14 protein-coding genes and 1 pseudogene are annotated in these 17,431 nt (G+C 60.0%); 1 reads left to right on the top strand and 14 read right to left on the bottom strand.

Annotated features, from left to right (window positions below; genetic code table 11):
• Nucleotides 1-1,277: 1,277 nt before the first annotated feature.
• The 11 genes and pseudogenes from BLR66_RS11670 to BLR66_RS11620 form a co-directional block, all read right to left on the bottom strand.
• Nucleotides 1,278-2,426, bottom strand: a complete 1,149-nt coding sequence (locus BLR66_RS11670; RefSeq protein ID WP_093286325.1) for a TrbL/VirB6 family protein — start codon at nt 2,424-2,426, stop codon at nt 1,278-1,280.
• A 171-nt stretch (nt 2,427-2,597) separates the two neighbouring features.
• Nucleotides 2,598-3,377: a hypothetical protein gene (locus tag BLR66_RS11665; protein WP_093286320.1), complete on the bottom strand. Its 780-nt coding sequence runs from the start codon at nt 3,375-3,377 to the stop codon at nt 2,598-2,600.
• 107 nt (nt 3,378-3,484) lie between these two features.
• Complete coding sequence (locus BLR66_RS11660; RefSeq protein WP_093286316.1) at nt 3,485-5,947, bottom strand: VirB4 family type IV secretion/conjugal transfer ATPase; 2,463 nt, start codon at nt 5,945-5,947, stop codon at nt 3,485-3,487.
• Nucleotides 5,948-6,038: 91 nt separating this feature from the next.
• Nucleotides 6,039-6,347 (bottom strand): VirB3 family type IV secretion system protein, encoded by a 309-nt coding sequence (locus BLR66_RS11655; RefSeq protein ID WP_093286312.1) that lies wholly within the window; start codon nt 6,345-6,347, stop codon nt 6,039-6,041.
• On the bottom strand, nt 6,340-6,669 hold the full coding sequence (locus BLR66_RS11650) for a TrbC/VirB2 family protein (RefSeq protein ID WP_255402587.1): 330 nt from the start codon (nt 6,667-6,669) through the stop codon (nt 6,340-6,342). Before BLR66_RS11650 ends, BLR66_RS11655 begins: the two co-directional genes overlap by 8 nt.
• Nucleotides 6,670-7,174: 505 nt before the next feature.
• Nucleotides 7,175-7,594 (bottom strand): annotated as a pseudogene (locus BLR66_RS19415) (lytic transglycosylase domain-containing protein); the annotation flags it as partial.
• 304 nt (nt 7,595-7,898) lie between these two features.
• Nucleotides 7,899-8,936 (bottom strand): P-type DNA transfer ATPase VirB11, encoded by a 1,038-nt coding sequence (virB11, locus tag BLR66_RS11640; RefSeq protein ID WP_093286299.1) that lies wholly within the window; start codon nt 8,934-8,936, stop codon nt 7,899-7,901.
• 15 nt (nt 8,937-8,951) lie between these two features.
• Nucleotides 8,952-10,211 carry a TrbI/VirB10 family protein gene (locus tag BLR66_RS11635; RefSeq protein WP_093286296.1) on the bottom strand — a complete coding sequence of 420 codons (1,260 nt, stop codon included), beginning with the start codon at nt 10,209-10,211 and terminating at the stop codon, nt 8,952-8,954.
• Nucleotides 10,208-10,969: a TrbG/VirB9 family P-type conjugative transfer protein gene (locus BLR66_RS11630; protein ID WP_093286293.1), complete on the bottom strand. Its 762-nt coding sequence runs from the start codon at nt 10,967-10,969 to the stop codon at nt 10,208-10,210. Before BLR66_RS11630 ends, BLR66_RS11635 begins: the two co-directional genes overlap by 4 nt.
• Nucleotides 10,966-11,901: a VirB8 family type IV secretion system protein gene (locus BLR66_RS11625; RefSeq protein ID WP_093286290.1), complete on the bottom strand. Its 936-nt coding sequence runs from the start codon at nt 11,899-11,901 to the stop codon at nt 10,966-10,968. The genes BLR66_RS11630 and BLR66_RS11625 overlap by 4 nt, the downstream gene beginning before the upstream one ends.
• A 58-nt stretch (nt 11,902-11,959) precedes the next feature.
• A complete protein-coding gene (locus BLR66_RS11620; protein WP_093287821.1) occupies nt 11,960-12,358 on the bottom strand; it encodes a TcpQ domain-containing protein in 399 nt (132 codons plus the stop codon).
• Nucleotides 12,359-13,154: 796 nt separating this feature from the next.
• On the opposite strand from BLR66_RS11620, the gene BLR66_RS11615 reads away from it, so the two are divergent.
• Nucleotides 13,155-13,712, top strand: coding sequence for a flavin reductase family protein (locus tag BLR66_RS11615; protein WP_093286287.1), 558 nt, complete (start codon nt 13,155-13,157; stop codon nt 13,710-13,712).
• Between the two features lie 78 nt (nt 13,713-13,790).
• Here the strand turns inward: BLR66_RS11615 and BLR66_RS18940 are convergent, their stop codons facing one another.
• The 3 genes from BLR66_RS18940 to BLR66_RS11600 all read right to left on the bottom strand — a co-directional run bounded on the left by BLR66_RS18940 (nt 13,791) and on the right by BLR66_RS11600 (nt 17,430).
• Nucleotides 13,791-14,384 carry a hypothetical protein gene (locus BLR66_RS18940; RefSeq protein WP_143014631.1) on the bottom strand — a complete coding sequence of 198 codons (594 nt, stop codon included), beginning with the start codon at nt 14,382-14,384 and terminating at the stop codon, nt 13,791-13,793.
• Nucleotides 14,385-14,687: 303 nt separating this feature from the next.
• Nucleotides 14,688-16,535 carry a glycoside hydrolase family 13 protein gene (locus BLR66_RS11605; RefSeq protein ID WP_093287814.1) on the bottom strand — a complete coding sequence of 616 codons (1,848 nt, stop codon included), beginning with the start codon at nt 16,533-16,535 and terminating at the stop codon, nt 14,688-14,690.
• A 241-nt stretch (nt 16,536-16,776) separates the two neighbouring features.
• Nucleotides 16,777-17,430, bottom strand: coding sequence for a hypothetical protein (locus BLR66_RS11600; protein ID WP_093286284.1), 654 nt, complete (start codon nt 17,428-17,430; stop codon nt 16,777-16,779).
• Nucleotide 17,431 lies beyond the last annotated feature (1 nt).

Genomic DNA, 17,431 nt, shown 5'->3' with positions numbered 1-17,431 from the left:
AGAGCCTCAACGCCCCCTCTTTCGCCTGCTCTTCGGATTGAGCATTCCATATCGCCCAGACATCGGAAGCATTGGGATGCCACGCCACAGCGACATAGTTGCTCGCCCAATAAGAATTATCTCGCCGGGTGGGAGGGCCGGATTCTTGGTCGCTCACATCATCAGGCGGCGGCCTACAAGTCTGCGGTTCATCAAGACGTCCTGGATATGCTCCGTATGGACATACTTGCGCCAATAGAACGTTACTAAAGCCCATTAAGCAGAAAGCCAAAACAATCCATGTCCTCATCGCACGTCACCTCTCCCTGACTCCAACTAATATTAGCTTTTAGCGTCCCTTGTTGCACTACGGTTTTCGTAGCAGTGCATACGCCACATAAAACTACTAGATACGAATTGGCACGCGGCAAGCCGAATAGAACACTTGGCAATTGCCATCACCGTCATTAGCGCATCGGCCAATTGCAATCTTGGTTGCAGTTTCAACATTCTGCGCGTACTGCACCACTGGAATTATCGCCTGATACAACAATTGCGCGCTGATTTCGATACGCCAAATTTATCGCACGGTCCTTACTTTCGCCTTAAGCATGACAATCCGCAATAGCGGCTCTCTTTGCAACTCTTAGGCCAAAAATTAATAGCACGAATACCTTCAATGTCGCCTCAGAATCCGGCCTCTAGAACCTTTTGAACTCAGGCCTAGTGCAATCCGAATAGACAATTCTACAATTAGCACCGGTATGTGAATTGCATTCCGAAAGAGCTAGTTGACTGGCGACCTCAATCGTCGGCCCACTCTGCGTGGTCACTCTAGCTCCTACCACGGAAGGCCAAGCCACCACTCCGCATTGGTTGTGGTACGACGTGACCTCACAGCGGGTTGCGCCGTGCTTTGCACAAAGCCTGGCCGCTTCACGCTTGGCTTCACGCTCGGTTCTCTTACCCACTGATGTTCCCATGTCTCCAACTACCGGATCGACTGCAATTGCGCCCCATGTAGTTTCCCACTTGCCTAGTGGTTTCGGAGAACTTGAATTGACCTGACCCTGACTACCATTCGCCCCTTGCTCAGCAGGTTCTCTTATACATCTTGGGTCATTCCAAGCTGCGCCTACTGGGCAAGTGTATTTTGTATCTCCGATTACATACTGAGCAAACGCGCTATCGGCAATAAGCAGCAGCGATACAGCCGCCAAAATCTTGTGCTTCATACAGAACCTCGGGCGCGCCGGATGACGCGAGCATAATGAATTCTCAATCACAACCTGTGCTGACTATGCTCCTTCGATGGGTCCAGTCCTAGGAACATTTGCCTGACCCCTTTGCCCAGCTACTACTCCTGACACTGATTCAGTGTTCCTTGGACCGACTACCTGATTCGGCGCACTAGTATTCACGGTTGTCTGTTGGTTCGAAGCAGGGGAAGGTGGCAAGTAGCCCGGTTGGCCAGGCTGTCTACCCGATACGTCACGCATTCCACCTGCAGAGCCACCCATACCGAATACCGACCCAGGTGTGAAATGCCCCAATGTCCCCTGGAAGAATGCAGCAGCCATCGGCGGTGCACTGATGATCAGCATGGTCAGGATCAACCCCAGGCCGCCCTGCTGCATCGCCCGGCTGGTGATGCCTTCGGTGCCCGCATCGCCCATCAGGTCGCCCACCAGATCGCCGGCCCAGAACGAACCAGCGACCGCGATCACCATATCCATGGCCAGCGTCACCATCACGCTCAGTACCGCCAGCGAGAACATCGTGCCGATGCCGTAGTAGAGCCACTTGCCGAACAACTGCTTGGTCTGCTCGAACAACAGGCAAAGTATGAACAACGGCCCCAGGCCCACGAACAGCGCCATGGCGATCTTGTTCAGCAACAGCATGGTGCCGGCGGTTACCGCCGGGCCACCCGCGCCGATGCCGGTGAACCACATGGCCCGGTCTTTCTTGTCATTGAGGATTTCGTCCCCGCCCACATCCAGCGAATCGATGCTGGTCAGCGCGATCTGCATCAGCGCCAGGCTTCTGTCGATACTGTCGTAAGGATCGTCGTCCTCACCGGTGACGGTCTGGGTGATCACTGAACTCAGCCCTTCGGTCAACGTGTTATAGATCGAAGTCGAACCCGCCGCGGCCCCGATGGCGATACCCACGATCAGCGAGGCGCGCAGGGAATTGGTGACCAGCGCCATCATCGAGTCGCGCGACTGCCCGGTCACGATGCGGTAACCCTGGATCAGCACCCAGATGGTTAAAAGAGAGAGGGCGGCGAAGCCCAGGATGCCTGCCGTTCGTTCCAGCAGGTTGCCCATGAACTCGCCGATTTCATCGCGCAAGAAACTGTTGATCTGTTGGAAGAAGACCATGTTGCTGGCTTCTTCACCCAGACCCTGCGCTTTCTGCACCCCTGCCAACAGATCTTGCATCGTGCCCACTGTCCTGCCCCTATAGATTCCGTACACACAAGCAGATCCCTGCCTGCGGTTCCCACAATACTCAGTCCAACCGACTTTTCATCTCACATTTCGTTATTGCCTGAACACCAGACAGCCCGCAATGCGATGCGGGCTGCCCGTTCTTGCATAAAAGCGGATGCTTTAGCGATCACGTGCGCGAGCGCCCTCCAGCGCCAGGCCCAAGCTTGCGCCACGCACCAGGCCCGCCACCAGATTGCCGTTCTTGCGACCTTCCAGGGCCATCTGCGTGCTCCTAGCCTGCTCCTGCTCTAGAGAAACCACTACGCTCTGATAGGCATCCAGCGTGGTCTTGGCGGCCTGCATATCCAACTGCGAGCGGGCCTGCAGGGCGTTGAGCTTGTTGGTGTTGTCCTGCAAACGGCCGGGCTCGTCCTTTCTGATGCCCGCACGCTCGGCGTAGATCGCCTCCAACTCCTGGGTGCGCTTTTCCTCCAGCTCAAGCACATCGACCAGCTGGTTGTACTGATCGTTCTGGAAGCGGACTATGTTCTTGCATACGGCGCGTTGGCCGGGGACCGGCGCCTTCTTCACTTCAGGGCAGGCGGCGTCCTCGCCGGCATAACGGTCGCGCTTGGGCGGCAATTCGGCCTTCTTGCCAGGCTTGCCGTTGTAGCCGCCGGTGGCGCCGATCTGGAGCTGTTTCATCTGCTCCAGCTGCGCTTGGTACTGCTCCTGAAGCTTGTCGTACTGCTCCTTCAACTTCGCGAGTTGGTCCACCTGTTCACCGTAGTCGGCTAGCCAGCCGAATTGCGTCAGGAACGTATGCGGGATATCCACCACTGGCATCCCGGCTCTACCGACCCCGACGACCGCCAGTCCGCAGCCAAGCACCAGCCCGGCGGTGAAATTGACGTACCTGGATTTTGGCTTCTTTGAAATCGCTGCATTCTTCACGTTCATTCCTCACCTCCGTTATGGGCTGGTACCGCACTGACAACACCTCGGCCTGGACCGAGCCGTACAACTTCGCTCGACGACCTCATCGCGGACGATGAGATCGCCTGTTCTCACGCCCTGGCCATGCCGGAGCGCGCGCCGGACGATTTGCCGCCACCTTTTCCCGAACCCTTGCGCTGCGCATAGAACTCGTTAAGCCATTGCTCGGGGCGTAGTTCGTTGGATAGAACGCCCTGGTTCCGCGCCTGCTCCTCCAATACTTCATGCATGATCTCGATGTTGTCGGTAGACGCCGATATCACCGCCAGCGCATCGTCCATACCCCGTAGATTAAGCTGGCAGACGCTGGACGCATGGCCCTGCTTGACCAGGAAGCAGCGCGAACGTTCGTCCAGGCTGACTACTACCTGGTATTCGGCCTCGGTCAGCTTCAGGCCATTGATGTAGTCGTCGCGGCTGGCATTCGGATTGGGCAGCAGGATCATGGTTGCGGTCTGCTCGATCAACGCTGCGGCGATGTCGCTGGCCAGCGCGTCTTCCGGACTCTGCGTGGCGAAGATGCCCAGGCCGTTCTGCTTACGGATGGTCTTCTGCTTGTTCTTGGCGAACTCCTTGAGCCCGCCCTTGCCGTCGAGGATCTTCCAGAATTCGTCCATCACGTAGATCAGGCGGCGGCCGTCGATCAGCGCCTCCAGGCGGTGCAGCAGGTAGTTGATGACTGGCACGCGCACTTCGGGGTTGTCGATGATGTCGGTGTAGTCGAAGCCGATGATGTTGGCTTTCTGCAGGTCGATGGTGTCCACCGGATTGTCGAAGACCCAGCCGTGCGAATTTCCCGCGGTCCACTTGCGCATGCGCGCGAACAAGCCGTCGTCGCCCATGTTGGGCAGGCTTTTCTGGAAATTGGTCATGTTGCGCAGATGCATGGGGGTGTCGAGCATGTTCTCGACCGCGCGGAAGATGTCTTCCTCTTCGCGTGAGGTGTAGCCGGTCTTTCCGGCCAGCACCTTCATCAGATCGGCCAGGAACTGAGTGTTGGCATCATTGCGTTCGCACTGGAACGGATTGAAACCGGTAGGCCGGCCGTTCTCCAGCGCCAGGTAGTTGCCGCCGCAGGCGCGCACGAAGATCTCCGCGCCGCGGTCCTTGTCGAAGAAGAAAATGGTCGGCGACGGGTCCAGCTTCTGGACCTGGCTGAGCAGGAAGTTGATCAGCGCGGTCTTGCCGGTACCGGACTTGCCGATGACCATGGTGTTGGCGATTGCCTTCTCGCCCAGCGAATTCTCAGCCGGGTGAGTGGCGTGGAAATTGAAGTAATAAGGCTGCCCGTTGGTGGTCTGCAAAGTGGTGACGCACTCGCCCCAGGGATTGTTTTCCTTTTTCCCGGAAGCGAAGTTGTGCAGCGGCGACAGGCCCAGGAAATTGAGCGAGCTGACATTAGCCAGGCGGGTGCGGTTCTTCCAGTTGCCCGGGATCTGCGAATAGAACGAGGACGCTATCGCCAGGTCCTCCTTGGTGGAGACAAACCCGGCATTGGAAAGCTCCGCGCGCGCGGTTGCGGTGTTCTGCGAGAGCTTTTCCTGGGAATCGGCGTACAGCGCCAGAGTGAAATGGTATTCGCCCAGCACGAAGTTGCCAGAAGCCAGCTGGTCCATGGCATGGTCCAGCTCCACGATCTGGCTGACCGCCTTGTCGCCCGAGGAAATCATCATGCCCTTGGTGCGGTCCAGCACCTTCAGCGCATCCTGGCGGCCGATCGGACTGAACGAGTGGGTTATCACGTAATCGAAGTCCAGGTACTTCAGCCCATTGAGAATGCCGGGGTAGGTACCGTCGGTGTATTCCTTGATATTGAGGATGGCGCCGAAATGATTGACGCCGTTGGGCGTGTTGATGATGAAGTCGCCGGTCTTGTCCGAGAACATGTGCCGGCTGACCGGCAAATAGCCGTTCACCGGTGCACTGAGCACCGGCACCGGCTCGTCGATGCGGTTCAGCAGGTAGCCGAAGAATTCCAGCGCCTCGGAGAACACCACCCCGTTGCTGGCTTCGTACATGCCCAGCCGGTACGGCGAATAATCCTTCAACACCGCTTCCAGGTTGCCCGCCAATTCCTGGATCTTGGCGATGGCCTGATCCTGCTCGGACTGCAGCTGGGCGATGTTGGTGGATTTTTCCACCAGCCGCTTACCCGTCACCACCGGCCGGTAGATCATGGTCAGGTACAGCTCGTTCTGCATGATCTTCTGCGAGGACAACGACTCGAAGTAAGCATCCGACATGTCCTGGTTGAAGGCCTGGCCGAACTTGCTGCGGTCGTTGATGCGCCGCTTGCGGCGCACGTCGTGCACCCAGAACGCCAGGTTGGCGAAGTCCGGCGCGCGCAGCGTCTGCAGCATGCGGTTGAAGGTGTTGTGCCGGTGTTCTATTTCCCACTCGTCCCGTCCGACGAAAGGCAACCCGCCCAGATGCCACACCAGCAGATAGTCGCCGCCAGTGGTCTTGATCACCGAAGGCGACACGTGGGTGGATAGCGGGATGAATTCGCTGATGGAGGTGTCGGGAGTGAACATGTTTTAGCGGGTCTTGTTTTAGCGGATCTTGTTTTGGCGGATCTTGAGTTTCAACGGATTTGGATCGACGGGAAAACGCAGGCGGCCAGGCCTAGCGATCCTTCGCAGGCTTGGCACGGTAGCTGTTGGGCGAGAACACCCACATTCCCGAGTGATGCTTCAGGTTCCTGGCCTTGAACTTGAACTGCAGCCGCAGGCCGATCATGCGGAAGATCATCTCGTCCCGCCTGGCCATCTGTCGCATGACGAAGATGACCGGCGGCAACAACAGCAGACAGAACATGTTGATGTAGAAGGTCAGCAGGATGCACGTCCCGGCCGCGAGGAAGAACGGCATGTAGGGCACGCCCATGAACATGGCCGGGCGCGTGCAACCTCTGAACAGCACATTCTTATGCATAGAGCATCAAGAGGGAGTTGATCAGCATGCCGGCCGGCGCTCCATTCTCTTCAAGCGTATTGTCGCCCAGCAGCATTCTTGCGATCTGTGCCGCGGCGCCGATCAGGAACCCGCCGATCAGAACGGGTGCCACATCGGAAATCCGCTTGTGGGCGAAAGCGATCTGATAGCCCGCGAAAATCACAGCGATGGTGACCACAGCGATCGAAGCGATGTTGAGCAGCGAATTGAGGTTTCCGAAGAACTCCTCGACCCTGTCGGTAGCTTCCTGCGCCATCGCCATGCCCGGCATCGCCAGAATGCCGACGAACACCACCGCCATGAGCAGCGGCGAGAGGAAGTTCTTGGCCTGATCGCTGGAGGCCTTCGAGAATACTGGTTTCATGCGTGTCATCTCCTTGGGTTGATTTGCTAAACGAAAACAAGCGGTGGGGGTATCCATGATTTCCGCCATTCAAAAAACGCTAAAAAACGAATGCCGCATCGACCGCGGGCAATTCCGCCGCAGTCGCCTGGGAAACGGCAGGGCTGTCCGCTGCGGCAGACGCTTGGGCCGGCTGGGCGCCTGCCTGCATGCTTTGCAGAACTACGGGCTGCTCCTGCGGTGTAGCAGCCGATATGCGCATCAATGCGGCCTGCGAGGCATCCGGTGGAGCGATGGGTTGTGGCTGAGCCTGGCGTGCGATTGGCGCCGCAGCCATCGTGGGAACCTGTGCGGGCGGCGCGGCGTAAACGGGATAGCGGGTCACTCCGACAGTGCGCCGCGACGGCTTGCTGACCACGGGAATTGCCTGGCTCTGCGACGCGCTGGCCGACCCCGGCGCGGTCTGGCGCATCGAGGCGTAGATCTTCTGCACATAACCGTGGCGATAGCCGGTAACGAAGTTGCCGGAGTAGTAGCAGCTGAACGATTTTCCCCAGTCCCCGCCCGAACGGCTGTAGCACTCGGCCAGAATGCGCGAGCCGGCTTGCAGGTTGGGGCAGACCTCGAAAGCCTTCTCGTAGGAGTTGAGGCCGTACTTGCCGAGGTTGTAGCGATTCACCTGGGCGACGCCCAGCGAGAAATTGAAGCCGCGGCTTTCCAGCATGCGTACCGTGGCGAGCGCCTCGGGCAGGTTCTTCGGCTGGCGCACCAAGTGCCCGCCTACCACGCCGATGGCATACGGGTTGTGCGACGATTCCACGCGCACGACGTGATGCATGACCTCCGGCGGAACCGCCAGTTCTGGGCAACTCATTAGCTCCATGCCAGGTAACACCGCGTACTCCTCCGTTACACGCTTAACGCTGTTCGACGATCATCCGACAAAGCATGTGGAATTCCACAGCTCTTCGCGCTCATCACCGATATCCCTGCACCCATATTTCATGAGCACCCTAGTGTTGTCAACTCACAAACCATCGCAAAATTCTGTAGGAAAAACATTACATATCCACATGCTCTCATTACCCCAACGTCCGCTATTGGTAGCATTTTCTGTTCTTAAAAAAAAATGCCAACATAGGTAACCGATTAGGCCGATTTTAGAGACGGCGGACACGTTTTCAATCTCACTCCGCGAACGTTCTCTCCGGGTTGAAATCGATGCCCGTGATGTTGCGTTGGCCCGCGTGAGCCTTGATATGCACCAGGATGTCGATGGTCATCATGAGCAGACGCTTGATGATGGCGAACTCCAATCCCGCTCCTTCCGCAGAAGCTTTCACCATCAACGCCAGCTGGTCCCAGGTCTGGGTGGTGCTGCCGGCGTGGCAGCTGGTGATGGAACCCGGGTGGCCAGAGGCGCAGTTGCGGATGAAATAGAAGGATTCGTCGCCGCGCAGCTCGGCCAGGATGATGCGATCCGGCTTCATGCGCAGGCAGGCTTCCATGCAACTCTTGGCGGTGACGTTGCTGGTGCTCTGTCCGCCTTTGGAATAAAGCAGGTGCACCGCATTGGGCTGGGTGATGAACAGTTCGCGCGCATCCTCGATGGTGACCAGGCGCTCGTCGCCGGGGATGTGGTTGACCAGCGATTTCATGAAAGTGGTCTTGCCGCTGCCGGTGGCGCCGGAAACCACTATGTTCTTCTTGTACAGGACCGCTTTCTTGAAGAACTCGGCGTAGTTGCGTGAATACTTCAGCTCCAGCAGCTCCCGGTCGTGCTCGCCCAGCGTGTGGCCCTGCTCGAGGATCTGGTCGAAGAATCCGTCTTCCTGATACTGCTGCAGCGACTTGGTGTGCTTGGACGGCAGGCGGATGGTGATGGAAACCTTGCCGGCGTCGCAGGCGGGCGGAATCACGAACTGGGCGCGCTGACCGGTGGGAAAGGTCAGCGATACGACCGGATCGGTGTCGGTGATGCGCTGGCCGGTATTGCTTTCGTTGACCACGGCGGTGCAGAACTGCCGTGCGCGTTCGAAATTCAGACCGGGCACCTCGATGCGCTGCCAGCCCTGCCGAGTTTCCAGATAGATTTCGCCCGGCTTGTTGATGCAGATCTCGGTGACGTCCGGAGAGCTCATGTACTCCAGGATTCCCAATACTTCGTATTGGTAGTCCAGAAATTCGCTGGAGACCCGCGCTACCGGTGAGTTATCGATGTCCATGGCATGTGGCCCGCGTCAGTTGCGGGCCAGTACCCCGGTGAAGTCCACGTCCTTGGAAACATAGACATTGACCACGGTCCCTTGGTTGATGGTGACCGTGGGAGGACGGTTGATGCTCTTGTCCAGCGCCTGGTTGGCCAGACGCTCCATGGTCCGCGCGGTGCTGCTTTCGAAAGGAGTCTCGAGCACGTTGCCATTGGAGATGGTGGTGGTGCGGGGACCGTTCTCGGCGGCCGCGTAGCTGAAGGCGTCGCTGATCAGGCTGATCAGCAGCGCCGAGGCGATGCGGCTGCCCCAATGCGCGTTGTAGTCGCCCGGATGGCCGGCGCCGCCAAGATTGTCCACGCCGGGGCTGGCCATGTTGACGTCGATGCCGTTGGGGGTGGTGATGCGGTCCCAGATCACCGCGACCCGCGGTCCCGTGGCGCCGGAATTATTGTATTTTCCGGAGATCTTGGAGCCCTTCGGCAGCAGCAGGCTGCGGCCGTTGATGGAGTAGACGGGTTCGGTGACGACGCACGAAGTGAAGCCCGGGATATCGGTGACGATGCGGGTCTCGAGCACGCAGCGGATGTAGGTACCACGAACCAGCAGGGCATCGGGCCTGTAGATGTATTGCGCGGAAGCGACTTCGTCCTGCGGCGGCGGTTGCGCCGGCGCTTGGCCCGGCATACCGGCCATCATGGCTTGCATATAGGCTTCCTTCTTCGCCGCCTGCGGATCGCCACCCGATCCTTCGCCACCACCGGCACCAGCGCCGTTCATCATCCTGCGTTCCATCAAACTGGGTTCGCGCGGCTGCGGTGCCGCCCCGTATCCATCCGAGGGATAAGCGTTGGGCTGCGCCGGCTCGGGCGGCAACGGCGGCATCGTCGGTTCGGCGGCGTACTGCTGCATTTCGATCGGCGCGACCGGCTCGGCTGCCTGCGGCTCCGTGTTGCCGGGTAATTCGGGAATCACCACTTTCTCTTCGCGTGGCTTGGCGACTTCGTCCTTGCTGGAGGTAGCGCTCTTGAACATCCATACCGCGGCGACGATCAACAGCAGCACGATACCCGCCAGGAACAGCAACGCCTTGCGATTGAGCTTCTGCAGGTCGTTGGACCTCAGCTGCGGGGCGTTCGCGTCGAGATCAGGCGCCGCAGCGCTCTGCTGGTTGGCGTAATAGGGATTGCCGCTTTGCGCGGGCGCATCCGGACCGCGATTGGGTTGCGGATCGGGGTCGCCGTCGTCGTAAGGGCGGCCGGAAGGATTGGACGGCGGAGTCTGGTTCATTGTGCTTTGTTCCTACGCAGGCCGACGACATTCTTGCCGTGCCGGATGACCAAGAAGGGATAGGTGCCGTGCACGATCAGCGTGTTGTTCTCTACCGTGGTGTTGACCACGAAATCTTCGCTGCCCTCGCGCTCGCGGCCGAAGACCGCGGGGAAGTTGCCGGTAGGAAAGGCCTTGAGGTCGCTCATCTTGACGTAGGTGAACTGGCCGTCGTCGTAGACGTTGGTGGGGATCAGCCAAGCCTGCTTGGTGCGCGTCGAATAGTCGTAGTTGAAGTTGTAGCGCCTGTCCTTGTCCAGCTTGGTGCTGAGCTGCGGCACGCTTTTTTCGTCGGCTTCGGAAACGAACTCGATATCGTTGGGATAGGCGAAGGTTATCTTGTACTGCACGCCCGCCTGCTTGGCCTGGCTGAGCGCGGTCCAGTCGGTTGCCACGACCTTCAGTTCGAAGATATAGGAATGCGTGGCGGTGCGGATCACCATGTTGGTGTCCACGTCCACGTTCTTCGGCTTGAGATAGAACACGTTCTCGCGCCGGGTCAGGTCCCAGCCCGCGCTGAAGCCCGTGCTGAAGTCCAGGATCTTCTCGTTGGGGCTAAGCTCGATCTGGGTGGTGATGCCCAGGCCGGTACGCACCTCATAGATCCGATCCGGTTCGTATTCATACTGCTGCACGACCTGCGCGCTGGCCGGCAGCGCGACGCCGATGATCGCAGCGTGCAGGATCACTGCCAGACAATGCTTGCTCAAGCGATTCATTGGTTGATGGCCCCATTGGCATTGTTGGAGGAAGGAGCGGCAGCCGGCGGCGTAGCGGGCGCCGGGTAGCCTTGCTGGATCGCAGGATTGGCCGCATCGCCGGGGATTGCGCCTGGGACGACGGGTTGCGCAGCGGGCATCGCCGGATTGGGCGTCTGCGGAAGCGGCTGCACTTCCATTTCGTCCGGCGGAGTGGCGGTGAAGCCGCTGTCGTCGTAATCCCTGTCGACGCGGTAATTGGTGACCTGGAACCCGAGCGGATTCTCGATGCGATATTTTTCTTCCATCTTCAGGTTCGATTTGTAGGTGAACTCCATGGTGGCGATGTTGCTGTCCAGCGGCTTGGACGTGCCGGTCGGCTTGTCGTAGAGGCTGCGCTGGAAGCGGACGGTCGCGCCCTTAGGCCATGTCTTGGCCGACCCGCCTATGAGCGAAATGCTGAGGATCTTGACCCGGATCGCCTTGTTCTTGCCGTAGACGTTGAACGGACTGGTGGGACTTTTCGGGTTATGCAGGCCGGTATAGGCCGCCGCCACATCCGGCGAGGACATGGTGTACACGGTGGTGCGGTCGCGCAGGTTCATCAATGCGACGTCGTAGGACTCACGCGCGAGCAGGAAGTGGGCCACGTTGCTGCGGTTGACCGCTTCCTTGGTGGTGATGCTGCGGTGGTCGGCGTCCTGGGTAAGACGCGCTACCGAGCTGGTGCCGGTGTAGGCGTCGGCCATGATCAGGTAAGGCACCTTTTCCTTGAGCGGCAGCATGTAGAAATAGCCCGCCGCCAGGATCAGCGACAGCGCGATGGCGCCCGACGCCACCAGCCAGGCGCGGCGCTCGCTGCGCCGGGCCATGTCGGCCAGAGTGATCTCGAAATTGACCGATTTGGAAACCGCGCTGTCGATCTGCGGCGATGAAACTTTCTTCCCGAACATCAATCTGATTCCTTGAAGCCGTTATGGGAACACCGACCCGAAAAAATTCCGGCCATGCTCAGGGTGTGGCTGCCGGCGCGTCCTCGCTGGCCTGGGCCACGCGGACGACGATCTGGTTGTCGCTGGCAGTGACCGATACCTGTTGTCCGGCATAGGCGGCGGTCAGTTGCGAAACCGCCGTTTGCAGGTCGTTGGTCTGGATCTGCGCTACCGGTCCGTACAGCGTGAAATCCGAAGGATGCAGGTACGACAAGGTCATCTTCGAGTCGCTCGCCCAGCGCGTGAGCATGTTCTTGAGCGTGCCGTCCATGGGCGAGGCATGGAACACGTAAGTCTGGTAAAGGGGAATTGCCTCGGCCGATGCCGCGTAATGGTTCACCGTTTTCCAGCGGCCGCCGAAATCCGGCGCGGGACGCGTGGCGCACCCGGACAACGCAATAACCAAGAAGATCAACACGTACCAGCAGCGGCCGGCCAAAGTCTTATGTTTCACGCTTCACCAACAGATGGGATTGGAAGGATCGGCCGGCGCGGCAGTGCTGCTCCGCAGCCGGCATGAAGATGGGAACGACAGGCAAGCGAAAAGCGAGAACGCACGCGGCCGGGGCCCGCGGTGCGCATTGAAAAGCGAAAGGCGAAAGAACCAACCGGACGAGCCAGCCTGTCGTGGCGACAGGCGCATCCCGGAACCGCATCGGTAATGACCGCAGAGGAATATCGCGACACTAGTACCCCACCTCCCTGGCAGAAACGCTCCCTGAAACATTTATCTATCCCCGTGAATTGCATCCCTATCCGGCAAGCGGATGGCGGTCGCGCCTAAGCAGGCGGACGAGCAATCAAGCGGGAAACTAGCTCGATACAACACGCATAGTCAAGCACTACTATTGCGCGCGTGTTGCATGCGTCTCAGTTTGAAGTATCGAATCGAGAATTCCGTTCGTGCAAATGGCGCAGTGGCAACGGAGATACGGCGACAACCGTGTTATGGCAGAGAGGTGACTATCGGTAGCTTTCGTTTTTTTGGACAACTGTGATTACAGGTATTTCAATACGCTCGATCGACAGCCTGCGCCCATAAGTCATCTTGAGATTCGCGATGAAAGACACGAATGCACAACTGTGCATCGTCTCTCATAAACAGGAAATCGATAATCCAGCGAACTGATGGAAGCACTATCGTTTCCATGCCGTTATTTTCACGCGTGCGCCGTTAGTGTGCCGTGGGTCTCTTTTCTGGCCGTGCCAAGCGCATGAATAAATTCCGCAAAAGAAATTTCCCGACGGACCAGGTGCGTCGCTTCCTGGAACCAGGCCCCATCGTCCTGGTCAGTTCGGCATGGAAGGAAGAACGCAACATCATGACCCTGGGCTGGCACATGGTGATGGGATTCGAGCCATCGTTGCTGGCTTGTTACATCTGGGAAGCCAATCACAGTTTTGAAATGATCCGGCGTAGCAAACAGTGCGTGATCAATCTGCCCGCGCTGGATCTGTTGGACACCGTGGTGGGCATAGGCAACTGCAGCGGCGCCGATACCGACAAGTTCGCGGAATTCGGGCTCACCGCGCAACGCGGCAGCAGGGTGGAGGCGCCGTTGCTGGCGGAATGCCATTCCAATTTCGAGTGCCGGCTTTACGACGGCAGCCAGGTGGGTAAGCACGGGCTGTTCATCTGGGAAGTAGTGAAAGCTCACGTCGCCGCCGTGCCCAGGATTCCGCAGACCGTGCACTATCGCGGCGAGGGCAAATTCATGGTGTCGGGGCCGGATATCTCGCGGCGCAGCCGCTTCAAACCGGAAAATCTGTAACCCCGACGCCGCTGCGAAGCGATACCGGCGCATTCCTTTTTTTTGCGGTCCGGAACAGGCGGCTGCGCAAAGCCGCCCTCACTGTTTTGTCCGTGGTGCAGACCTTGGCTCGGAGCCATCGGACGCGTTTGCGGCTGTGCCGGCTTCATCGGTATTCGATGGCGGCAGTACCGCACGGGCCAGCTTGCGCGGCGGCGCAGGAGTCTGCACGCAAAGCTGCGTTGTTGTCGCCGCAGCAGGCACCGCCGCTGGAGTGTCCGTAGCGGGCAACGGGCCCAGAAGATGCTGGGGCAGCAGGACCGTCAGCAATGCGAACAACCAGGCGAGCAGCTTATGCAGAGAGAACAGGAAGTCGGTAATGCTCATGGCGGCACCCGGCCCGTGTGGAGTGCCGGCGAGAATAGTCGGCACTTTGCCGGTCTTGGCGGCGGCGGCGACGGGACGCGGGATGGCGCGACGAAACGGGCGATTCGGGTACTGGAATCGGCCGGCCGGAGCGGACAGGACCCATTGAAGCGCAGGATCCGGCCTCCGGGCTAGCGGCTTGAAAAGACAGCCGGGCGGCATTGTCGTGAAGAAAGCGAATCGATCGCCCGAATCAGCCTGGTTTGCGGCATCGACAAAACTGTCTGAAGTTGCGTCCAGGCGAAAAAGCGCACCCGCGTTTTTCACGCAAGGCAAGCGTCGGCCCGCGCATGTTGGCGATGCGGCAGCGGTTGCCGCAGCAATGCAAGGAGAACGGCTTGAACCAGCACAATCCCAATCCCGGCGGACCTTTCCAGCCCCCTGCTCCAAAGCCTGGCGAATCACCGAATCCCGCGCGCGACACGCCACCTTGGCAGCCCAGCGATCCGGTGTTCCCTCCCCCGCCCGATCCGGGCGTGGATCCCGATGGCCCGCAGCCAAACGATCCTGCCCAGCCCGGCGGGCCTTAGCGCGGGGCAGCCCTTCTTAGAGCAAGGCAGCGGATGCGGTCTATTCGATGCTGATGATCGTCGCCGCGTTGCCGGCCAGTTCCAGCATCGTCCCCAGCGCAACGGTTTTGCCGCTTATCACGTCGCGGCCCTTGCTGCCGGCCTTGACGAACCGGCCGAAGCGTTCCAGCGCCAGCGGCTTGGAGGTGGCATTCCGGTTCAAAGCCACCATCACCGTGTCGTTGCCGTCGTAGCGGAAGTAGACGTACACGCCATCGGCCGGTGCGAAATGCTGCAGTTTGCCGTGCTGCACTACCGGGGTATTCCTGCGCCAGCGAAGCAGCCGCTGCAGGTAGTCCTGCGCGTCGCGCTCGGCCGCCGACAGACCGGCGCCGGTGAAGGCGTTCTTCGCATCGCCCACCCAACCGCCCGGCATGTCCGCGCGGATCTTTCCGTCCTCGCGTTCGCGCGGCCCCTCCATCAGTATTTCCGAACCATAGAAGAACTGCGGCGTGCCCCGCACCGTGGCCAGATAGGCCATCGCGATCTTGAACAGAGCCACGTCTCCCTTCACGTTGGCGAGCAGGCGCGTGGTGTCGTGGTTCTCGGCGAATACGACCAAACGGTCCGCGTCCGGATACAGGTAATCGTTGGCCAATGCCTCGTACAGCCGTATCCAGCCCGTGTCCGCGCCCTCCGGTTCGTTCAAAGCATCGCGCAATGCAGTGTGGACAGGGAAATCCATCATGCTGGGCATATACGGAACGTGGCCGTCCGGATTGAGCTTGCTGCGTTGCCAGTGCGCGACCGTGGCGGGGTTGGCGCTCCACTCCTCGCCGACCATGCTGAAATCCGGATACTCGTCGAGCACCGCCTTGCCCCATGCGCTGAGGAATTGCGCATCGGCATAACCGAAAGTGTCCTCGCGGATACCGGACAGGCCGGCGTATTCGATCCACCACAGGCTGTTCTGGATCAGGTAGGTGGCCAGATGCGGATTGCGCTGGTTGAGGTCGGGCATCCCGGGCGAGAACCAGCCTTCCACGAAGTCCGCGCGGTCTTGCGGTGCCGCATGCGGATCCTGCACCGTGGTGCGGCGGTGATTGGTGGGCGCGAACTTGCCGCCGTGGTTGATCCAGTCCGGCGTGGGCAGGTCGCGCATCCACCAGTGGTTGGAGCCGATGTGGTTCAGCACCACATCCATGATCAGGCCCACGCCTTTGGCCCGCGCGCTGCGGGATAGCGCACGGTAGTCCTCGTTGCTGCCGAAGCGCGGGTCGACGCGGTACAGGTCGGTGATGGCGTAGCCGTGATAGGAGAATTTAGGCTGGTCGTTTTCCAGCAGCGGCGTCGGCCAGAGCTGGGTGAAGCCCATCCCTGCGATGTAGTCGATGCTTTTCGCGATGCCCGCGATATCCCCGCCATGGCGTCCGTTGGGAGAAGCGCGATCGGCTGGCTCGCGCATGGTTGCGAGCGTGTCGTTGCCGGGATCGCCATTGGCGAAGCGGTCCGGGGTGATCAGATAGATGGCATCCGAAGTGTCGAAGCCCTTGCGCGCCGCCGACCCCGGCTCGCGCGCGTCCAGGCGGAACGGATGGCGCGCCGCCACACGGTCGCCGTCGAGGAACTGGATATCGAACGTACCTGGACTGGCGCTGTCCGCGATCTCCAGGCTGACGAACAGATAGTTGGGGTTGTCCACCCGCTGCACGTCGACCACGCTCACGCCAGGCCGCGACAACCGGGGCTTCAATGGTCCGATCGCGTCGCCGTGCACTATCAGTTCGATGCGTGAATGCTTCATTCCCACCCACCAGCTGGCGGGTTCCAGGCGATCGATGGCGACGTCGCGTGCGGACGCCGACGCGCTGAGCATCAGGCCGAAACACAATGCGACCGCTGCTTTCATGCGGGCTGCTTTCATACGGACTGCTTGCATGCGGGCTGCTTGCATACGGAATTCCCGAGGGCCGTCGAATGGCGGATGCATTCGCGGGATGCGGCGAGGCTACAAGCCGGAGCCGCCGGCGGGAAATGAATTCGTATGTACTGCGACGCAGCAGCGCGGCGCCTGGCTTCCGAAGAATCGCAAAACAAGGACGGCGGCCTTGCGGCCGCCGTCCTTCGTACCTGCAATCGCACCGAGCGGATTACTTGCCCTTGCCGTTGCCTTTTTCCTTGCCGCTTCCGTTGCCTTGGTCCTTACCCTTGCCTTTGCCCTTGCCGCCATGATCGCCGCTGTCATGACCGGACTTTCCCTGCCCATGATCGGCGGCAGGACGCGGAGCGTTGCCCTTGCCCTGCGACTTGCCGGGACCATGCTTGGACCAGTCGACATGCACGGGGCGGTCGACGGCGACCGGGTAGCCCCAGCGCCCGTAGGTGGAGGCCGTGCCGCGCTTCAAGGCGTGGAAAGCCGGCGAACCCGGCTTGATGCCGTAGTGCTTGGCCACGTTGCCCCAGCCCAGGCCGGGATTGCGGTCGTACTCGCGCACTACGTTTACGCAAGGAACGCCCAGCGAATGGGCCAATGCGCAGGCGTAATAAACGTCTGCAGGTGCCCAGCGACGATTATCGAGCAACTCGACGATCAGGCTGCGCGGCGCGCCGTAATAGCCGGTCATCTCGCCCACGAACGGATCGCGGTAGCGCCGGCCGTAGTCGTTGATTTCGCCCAGGCGCGTGTCCACCCATACATCGCCGGTGCGGATGTTGTAGCCCACGGTCTGCGCGGACGCCGCTGCGCCGATACCCAGTCCCACCGCCAGAGCGGCAGCCAAGCCTATCTTCTTCAATGTCTTCATC

It is taken from the genome of Pseudoxanthomonas sp. CF125 (assembly GCF_900104085.1).
Lineage (GTDB): Bacteria > Pseudomonadota > Gammaproteobacteria > Xanthomonadales > Xanthomonadaceae > Pseudoxanthomonas_A.
This window is presented reverse-complemented; position numbering and strand designations above follow the sequence as displayed.